Source organism: Bacteroides cellulosilyticus DSM 14838, from assembly GCF_000158035.1.
GTDB classification, from domain to species: Bacteria; Bacteroidota; Bacteroidia; order Bacteroidales; family Bacteroidaceae; genus Bacteroides; species Bacteroides cellulosilyticus.
In genome coordinates this window covers 74,781-82,540 of record NZ_EQ973488.1, presented here as the reverse complement: position 1 = coordinate 82,540, position 7,760 = coordinate 74,781, and the positions used below count along the sequence as shown (strand labels likewise).

Genomic DNA, 7,760 nt, shown 5'->3' with positions numbered 1-7,760 from the left:
GATGGTGTCTTCGGTTTTGAAATAGTCGGAGATAGCAGCTTCCAGTTCTTTGTGGATGTCTTGTGTTCCGCAGATGAAACGTACGGAAGACATGCCGTAGCCACGGTGATCCATCATCTTTTGGGCAGCGGCAATCAGTCGCGGATGGTTGGACAAACCCAAGTAATTGTTGGCGCAGAAATTCAGCACTTCCTTCCCTTTTACGGTGATGGCGGCTTGTTGCGCACTCTCGATCAGGCGCTCTTCTTTGTAGAGTCCGGCCTCTTTAATTTCAGCAAGCGTATTGCTGAGGTGTTCTTTCATTTTCCCGTACATAGCTTTATAAATTAAAAGTTTGTCATCTTATTACTAAACGATACAAAGGACACGATTTTTCTTCAAATAAACAATAGCAAAATGATAGAATAATGAAAAAAAAGTATGTATATTTGCACGTCTCTAAGGATGGAGCACCTTATAAATAAGTCGTATGAAGAATATTTTGGTAATTGGAGCAACCGGACAGATAGGTTCGGAACTCACATTGGAATTGCGTAAACGTTATGGAGATGACCATGTTATAGCCGGATACATTCCGAGTGCTATGCCTAAAGGAGAATTGAAAGCATCGGGGCCTTCTGCTATTGCCGACGTAACCGACCGTCAGTCTATTGAAGTGGTGGCGCGCCAATTCAAGATTGATACGATTTATAATCTGGCAGCTTTGCTCTCGGTGGTTGCCGAAAGCCGCCCGGCCATGGCTTGGAAAATTGGTATAGACGGATTATGGAATGTGCTGGAAGTGGCGCGTGAATATGGTTGTGCAGTGTTTACTCCGAGTTCTATCGGTTCGTTTGGAGAAGCTACACCTCATGTAAAGACGCCGCAAGATACGATTCAGCGCCCTCGTACGATGTATGGGGTAACCAAAGTAACTACTGAATTGTTGAGCGATTATTATTATACTAAATATGGAGTAGATACTCGTGCGGTTCGTTTTCCGGGCATCATTTCCAATGTAACTCCTCCGGGAGGGGGGACTACAGACTATGCGGTCGATATTTTTTACTCCGCAGTGAAAGGTGAAAAGTTTGTATGTCCTTTGAAACCCGGTACTTATATGGATATGATGTATATGCCTGATGCGCTGAATGCAGCCATTTCGTTGATGGAAGCAATTCCAACACGTCTGAAGCATCGGAATGCTTTCAATATCGCTGCCATGAGTTTTGATCCGGAGGAAATCTGCCGGGAGATAAAAAAGCATGTGCCCGATTTTGAAATGGTATATGAGATTGATCCATTGAAGCAATCCATTGCCGACAGTTGGCCCGACAGCTTGGATGACAGTTGTGCTCGTGAAGAGTGGGATTGGAAACCGCAATATGATTTAGAGTCCATGACGGTGGACATGCTTGAGAAGTTAAGAGCTAAACTAAATAAGTGACCTTCAGGGGCCGGTAAAGAATGAGAAAAATAGGATTGGGGTTCTTTCTTCTCGTTTTCTTGGTGTCGTGCGGCAACAAGAAGACGAAGATGGATCCTTTTGCGACAATCACCAATTTGGTGGATTCAGCTGCACACAAAGCTGATACTGTACCACAGGCTGAAGTTGATAATGACCCTAAGCCAATAGAAGCGGATGAATCGTTTGATGATTTCGTCTATAGTTACGCTTCGGATGACGCTTTGCAACGGCAGCGGACTAAGTTTCCATTGCCTTTTTACGACGTTGATAAACCTTCTAAAATAGAGAGGGGGGAGTGGGAACATGATTATCTGTTTACCCAGCAGAGCTATTACACATTGCTCTTCGATGATGAAGATGACTTGGAGTTGGTGGGAGATACTGCCTTGACATCCGTACAGGTGGAATGGATTTTGCTGAAAAACCGTATGGTGAAGAAATACTATTTCGAACGTACCAAGGGTGTCTGGATGCTGGAAGCTATTAATCTCCGGCAGATAGAGCAGGGGGAGAATGAAGACTTCGTTGCGTTTTATTTGCGTTTTGTGACTGATAGTGTTTATCAGAGCCGGCATATTCGCGAACCTTTAGAATATATTACGATAGATCCGGATGATGAATTTTCTATCTTGGAGACTACACTCGACTTGAATCAGTGGTATGCTTTCCGTCCGGTATTGCCTGTAGACAAACTGTCCAATATCAATTACGGACAAAAGAATAGCGATTACTCTAATACGAAAATCCTGAAAGTAAATGGGATTGGAAACGGATATACCAATATTTTCTATTTTCGCAGACATCGTGGAGAGTGGGAGTTATATAAATATGAGGATACGAGTATTTAGGAAATTACGAATTACAAATGACGAATGATAGAGCATGAGATGAGAAAAATACCCAATACATTCGGACTTGATGTAGAAGCTGCCGTGTTTTTGGAATACAGTTCAGTAGAAGAATTGGAGAAGTTGATTGCCGCCGGACGCATCACTTCTCCTTATCTGCATATTGGCGGAGGGAGCAATCTGTTGTTTACCGGAAATTATGAGGGGGTGATATTGCATTCGCGTATAGGCGGCATTGAAGTAACGGCTGAAGATGAAGAAAAGGTTTCGGTGCGTGTAGGTGCCGGTGTGGTGTGGGATGATTTCGTGGGCTATTGTGCGGATCGGGGTTGGTATGGAGTTGAAAACCTGTCTCTTATTCCTGGGGAGGTGGGGGCTTCGGCTGTACAAAATATTGGTGCTTATGGCGTGGAAGTGAAAGATCTGATTTCTTTCGTAGAAACGGTGAACATACAGGGCGTGAAGCATGTTTACCAAACGGATGAATGTGATTATTCATACCGGAGCAGTGTTTTTAAACGGCCGGAAATGAAGCAGGTGTTTGTCACATATGTTGGTTTCTCTTTGAGTAAGAAAGAGTCTTATATATTGGACTATGGTACTATTCGTCAGGAACTTGAGAAATACCCGAAAGTTGACTTGAAGACATTACGACAGGTTATTATCGATATTCGTGAAAGTAAATTGCCTGATCCGAAAGTATTGGGTAATGCCGGTAGCTTCTTTATGAATCCTGTCGTTGCGCGTGAAGTTTTTGAAGCCTTACGGGAACAATATCCTCAGATGCCTTTTTATGAAATAAGTGCTGACCGGATAAAAATTCCTGCCGGTTGGATGATAGACCAGTGTGGTTGGAAGGGGAAATCGCTGGGACCTGCCGCCGTGCATGATAAGCAGGCATTGGTGTTGGTAAACCGGGGTGGGGCAACGGGGGCCGATATCGTAGCTCTTTCGGATGCTGTAAGGGCGTCAGTTCGCGATAAGTTTGGCATTGACATACATCCCGAAGTGAATTTTATTTGAAGTAATCATGATTATCAGAGGTTGCTTTTGAATGAACTGATGATTGATAATTAATATGTAATTAAAGTGAAACTAAGAATATTAGGAAGCGGAACATCGACAGGAGTGCCTGAAATAGGTTGTAAGTGCGAAGTTTGCACTTCTGCCGATCCGCGTGATAACCGCTTGCGTGCGTCTTCTTTGTTGCATACGGATGACGCGGTGATACTGATTGATTGTGGACCGGATTTCCGGGAACAGATGTTGAGGGTAGCCTCATTTGAAAAAATAGATGGAGTGTTGATTACTCATGAGCACTATGACCATGTAGGAGGACTGGATGATCTTCGTCCTTTTTGCCGTTTCGGCGAGATTCCCATATATTCCGATGACTATACGGCAACTCACTTGCGTGCGCGAATGCCCTATTGTTTTTTGGAACATAAATATCCCGGTGTACCTCAGATTTTCTTGCAGGAAGTGGAGCCGGGAAAGAACTTCTTTATCAATCATACGGAGATTATTCCTTTTCAGGTGATGCACGGGCGTCTGCCTATTCTGGGGTATCGTATAGGTAAACGTTTGGCTTATATTACAGATATGCTGACCATGCCTGAAGAGTCCTATGAACAATTGCAAGACTTGGATGTTCTGGTTGTGAATGCCTTGCGTGTCAAGCCGCATCCTACGCATCAGAGTATTTCCGAGGCATTGGAGACAGCAAAGCGCATTGGTGCGCGCGAAACTTATTTTATTCACATGAGTCATCATGCCGGATTGCATGTCGAACTCGAAAAGCAGCTTCCTCCTGATGTGCATCTGACTTTTGATGGAATGGAAATAGAGTTTTAAAGGCGGGCATTCTAAAACTTTTTTATATCTACTAAAGTTTTTGAAACATTTGTTTTGTTTTATTAGTAGAAATACTTATTTTTGCCGAAACTTGATGCCTGAAAAACCATGAAGTTACGCCTTATCATAAGAATTGCCATGATTGTGTCCATAGTGTTGCTATGTACGGGGTTCGGGGTGTATTCATTCTTTAGGTTGAATGAGGTGGAGAGTCAGAAAGATTTTAATCTCTATACTCTAGTACCTCAAAGCGCAATAGCTGTGCTGGAAACAGACCGTATGGCAGAATTGGTGGATGACATCAACCAGTTGAGTTGCAGCAAAGATAACCACTTCCTTTATGCTTCCGAACTTTTTGTTTATCTGAAAAACTATCTGCATACCTTGCTTGAGGATACTCCGCACGGACTTAGTAAGCAGATGAACAAAATGCTTATCAGTTTTCATGAGCCGGATACACCATTGAACCAAGTGTTGTATTGCAGTCTGGGATCAGGTGATTATGAGTTGGTGGAGTCGTTCATCAGGAAATATTGTTCCAGTTCATTCCCTTCTAAATTTTTTGATTACAGAGGTGAGGAAATCAGCATTTATCCTATGCCTGACGGACGTTTCCTTTCAGCGTATTTCACATCGGACTTCCTGGCGATCAGCTTTCAGAAGCGATTGATAGAACAGGTGATTGACGCGCGGCTCTCCAAAAAATCGTTGATAGATATGTCTTCATTCAAACTGATGCATGCCGGGAAGAATGCGAACGTGGAAGCTACGGTGTATGTGCGCATTAAATCGGTGGAGATGGGTAAAAATACAGATGGTATTCGTTCGCAGACCTATTTGGGAAGTTGGGCGGAATTTGATTTGAAGCTGAATGAGAATGCTATTTATTGTTCGGGGATTAGTCACGGATCGGATACTACACATACTTTTATAAATGCTTTGCGTCGTCAGCAGCCGGTAGAGGGGTTTCCGGGAGAACGGCTTCCATTTTCTACTTTCTTTTATGATTGTTGGGCCATTTCGGACATGGATGCCATGTGCAGCTTTACGGCGGAACAGGAATATGCCAAGGCGACTTATTCCGATTATATTAAAGAAAGAGATGAAGAATGGATGGATTTCTTGAAAATGTATGCAGGAGATCAGGTGATATCCTGTCTTTTTCAGTCGAAAGATACAGTAAATGAGATTCCTTGTGCGGTGATGAGTGTTCCGGTGAAGAATGTGTTGCAGGCTGAACGCCGCTTGCAGTCATTGCTTTATACTTCTCCGAAGGAAGTGGATGCGCCTCCTGTTCCGCAGGCATACCCTGATTATCATCTTTATCCAAAGGCGAAAGGATATCGTTATTATATATTGCCTCGTAATACCTTGCTGACTCAATTGACAGGTATCACAGAGTCTGCTCTTTATACGTATGTGTGTTTTTATCGCGGGCATCTGCTGATGGCACCGGATGTTGTCAGTCTTACGGCTTATATAGATGCCATGGAGAATGAGGAAGTATTGGATGATATTCCGTTGTATGAAGAGGGGATTGGGAGTCTTTCACCCACATATAGTTTTGTAATGATGGTGGATATGGAAAAGATGGTGGAGCAACCGGAAACTTATGTGCGTCTGATACCGAACTTTTTCTTTCGCCAGGCAAAGTTCTTCCGGCATTTCGTGCTTTCAATACAATTCACTTGTGTGGAGGAGGTGGTATATCCGAATCTGGTGTTTTTATACAAAGGAGATAAAATATAAGATTTAGTACACAAAAAAAGGAGAAAATTTCTCCCTTTTTTGTGTTAAATTCTTTTTAGTTTAGAATGGCAGATCATCTTTTGCGTCACCTGTGAGGAATTCCGGTGCGGCAGTCGGTGCCGGTGGCGGAACAGGTGCGCCCGGTGCGCCTGCAGGGGCTGTTGCACTAACACGTTCTACTTTCCATGCGCGGATACTGTTGAACCAACGGTCCTGCCATTGGCGTGCGTCCACATCAAATGATACGGTCAGTTCTTCGCCCATCTGGATGTTAAACTGTTCTATTTTGTCTGCTCCGAAAACATCGAAACACATTTTGCGGGGATATTGGCCGTGGTCTTCAATCACGTATTCTTGTGCTTTCCACTCATTGCCCGACTTTGCCACTCCGCCTCTTGGTTGGAGTATAGCGATAATTTTTCCTGTAAATTCCATTGCGTTCTTTTTTAATGATGCGGCGAAGTTACAATTTTTTAGGGAAATCTGGAGAAGTTCCAGGTGTTTTTTCTTAATTTTCTTTGCTGTGGGAAGATCTTTTTTTGTAACTTTGTCCGATACTATGAAGTTATAGTACGAATAGGGAATAATATAAAACTTAAATACACAGAACATATGAAATTTATCGTTTCGAGTACTGCGCTCTCCAGCCATTTACAGGCTATCAGCCGTGTGATTAATTCGAAGAATGCGTTGCCCATTTTGGATTGTTTCCTCTTTGAACTGAAAGACGGAACATTGTCGATTACTGTTTCTGATAGTGAAACAACGATGGTGACATCAGTTGAAGTGAATGAAAGTGATGCTGACGGACGCTTTGCCGTAGCTGCCAAAACAATTCTGGACGCATTGAAGGAAATCCCCGAACAACCGCTGTCATTTGAAGTAAATACCAATTCCTTGGAAATCACAGTACAGTATCAAAACGGTAAGTATAGCCTGATGGGACAGAATGCAGATGAATTTCCTCAATCGGCTATGCTGGGTGACAATGCCGTACGCGTAGAAATGGATGCATCCGTATTGTTGGGCGGAATTAATCGCGCTGTATTTGCTACAGCTGATGATGAACTTCGTCCGGTGATGAATGGTATCTATTTTGATATTACCACAGAAGATATTACAATGGTGGCATCTGATGGTCACAAATTGGTGCGTTGCAAAACACTGGCTGCCAAAGGTAATGAACGCGCAGCATTTATTCTGCCCAAAAAGCCGGCTTCGTTGATTAAGAATTTGTTGCCTAAAGAACAGGGACAAGTTGTTATTGAATTTGATGAACGTAATGCTGTGTTTACATTGGAAAAATACCGCATGGTGTGTCGTCTGATTGAAGGACGTTATCCTAATTATAATTCGGTGATACCGCAGAATAATCCTTATAAAGTGACTGTGGACCGTATGCAGTTGGTAGGTGCATTGCGTCGTGTATCTATTTTCTCATCACAGGCAAGCAGTCTTATTAAGCTGCGTATGCAGCCCAATCAGATTGTTATTTCGGCTCAGGATATTGATTTCTCTACTTCTGCCGAAGAAACACTGGCTTGCCAGTATGATGGTAACCCGATGAGCATCGGTTTTAAATCGACTTTTCTGATCGATATTTTGAATAATATCGCCGCTGATGAAGTGATAATTGAACTGGCAGATCCGTCACGTGCAGGCGTCATCATTCCCGTTGAACAAGAAGAAAATGAGGAGTTGTTGATGCTACTGATGCCGATGATGCTAAATGATTAAAAAAATAATAGAGTTAACGAGGAACGAGTTGACAAGGAGACAAGGGCTGTGCTGTTATGCCGGGAATGCCTTGTTCCCTTGTCAACTCGTTCCCTTGTCAACTGTAAAATAGAAGAATAATGAAA

Annotated in this window: 8 protein-coding genes; 6 read left to right on the top strand and 2 right to left on the bottom strand. The window is 43.0% G+C overall.

The genetic code is table 11. From position 1 onward, the window contains the following. Window positions 1–315: aminotransferase class I/II-fold pyridoxal phosphate-dependent enzyme (locus BACCELL_RS01590; protein ID WP_007209742.1), on the bottom strand; the 315-nt coding region annotated here is incomplete at its 3' end. A 154-nt stretch (window positions 316–469) separates the two neighbouring features. On the opposite strand from BACCELL_RS01590, the gene BACCELL_RS01585 reads away from it, so the two are divergent. From BACCELL_RS01585 to BACCELL_RS01565, 5 genes are all read left to right on the top strand, one after another. Continuing rightward, window positions 470–1,426, top strand: a complete 957-nt coding sequence (locus tag BACCELL_RS01585) for an NAD-dependent epimerase/dehydratase family protein (protein WP_007209741.1) — start codon at window positions 470–472, stop codon at window positions 1,424–1,426. Between the two features lie 20 nt (window positions 1,427–1,446). After that, window positions 1,447–2,295, top strand: coding sequence for a DUF4348 domain-containing protein (locus tag BACCELL_RS01580; protein ID WP_007209740.1), 849 nt, complete (start codon window positions 1,447–1,449; stop codon window positions 2,293–2,295). A gap of 39 nt (window positions 2,296–2,334) precedes the next feature. Further along, window positions 2,335–3,318 carry a UDP-N-acetylmuramate dehydrogenase gene (gene murB / locus BACCELL_RS01575; RefSeq protein ID WP_044153166.1) on the top strand — a complete coding sequence of 328 codons (984 nt, stop codon included), beginning with the start codon at window positions 2,335–2,337 and terminating at the stop codon, window positions 3,316–3,318. 66 nt (window positions 3,319–3,384) lie between these two features. Further along, window positions 3,385–4,149, top strand: coding sequence for an MBL fold metallo-hydrolase (locus BACCELL_RS01570; protein WP_029328894.1), 765 nt, complete (start codon window positions 3,385–3,387; stop codon window positions 4,147–4,149). A gap of 108 nt (window positions 4,150–4,257) precedes the next feature. After that, a complete protein-coding gene (locus BACCELL_RS01565) occupies window positions 4,258–5,898 on the top strand; it encodes a hypothetical protein (protein WP_007209737.1) in 1,641 nt (546 codons plus the stop codon). Window positions 5,899–5,958: 60 nt separating this feature from the next. Here the strand turns inward: BACCELL_RS01565 and BACCELL_RS01560 are convergent, their stop codons facing one another. Continuing rightward, entirely contained in the window at window positions 5,959–6,333 is a 375-nt protein-coding gene (locus BACCELL_RS01560; RefSeq protein ID WP_029328892.1) for a DUF3127 domain-containing protein, read from the bottom strand. A gap of 177 nt (window positions 6,334–6,510) precedes the next feature. Between BACCELL_RS01560 and dnaN the strand changes: the two genes are divergently transcribed. Continuing rightward, entirely contained in the window at window positions 6,511–7,635 is a 1,125-nt protein-coding gene (gene dnaN, locus BACCELL_RS01555; protein WP_007209735.1) for a DNA polymerase III subunit beta, read from the top strand. Window positions 7,636–7,760 lie beyond the last annotated feature (125 nt).

Bases quoted from the DNA above. Each gene is read 5' to 3' on its own strand.
- BACCELL_RS01585 (WP_007209741.1), top strand. From the start codon at position 470: ATGAAGAATATTTTGGTAATTGGAGCAACCGGACAGATAGGTTCGGAA.
- BACCELL_RS01580 (WP_007209740.1), top strand. From the start codon at position 1,447: ATGAGAAAAATAGGATTGGGGTTCTTTCTTCTCGTTTTCTTGGTGTCG.
- murB (WP_044153166.1), top strand. From the start codon at position 2,335: ATGAGAAAAATACCCAATACATTCGGACTTGATGTAGAAGCTGCCGTG.
- BACCELL_RS01565 (WP_007209737.1), top strand. From the start codon at position 4,258: ATGAAGTTACGCCTTATCATAAGAATTGCCATGATTGTGTCCATAGTG.
- BACCELL_RS01560 (WP_029328892.1), bottom strand. From the start codon at position 6,333: ATGGAATTTACAGGAAAAATTATCGCTATACTCCAACCAAGAGGCGGA.
- dnaN (WP_007209735.1), top strand. From the start codon at position 6,511: ATGAAATTTATCGTTTCGAGTACTGCGCTCTCCAGCCATTTACAGGCT.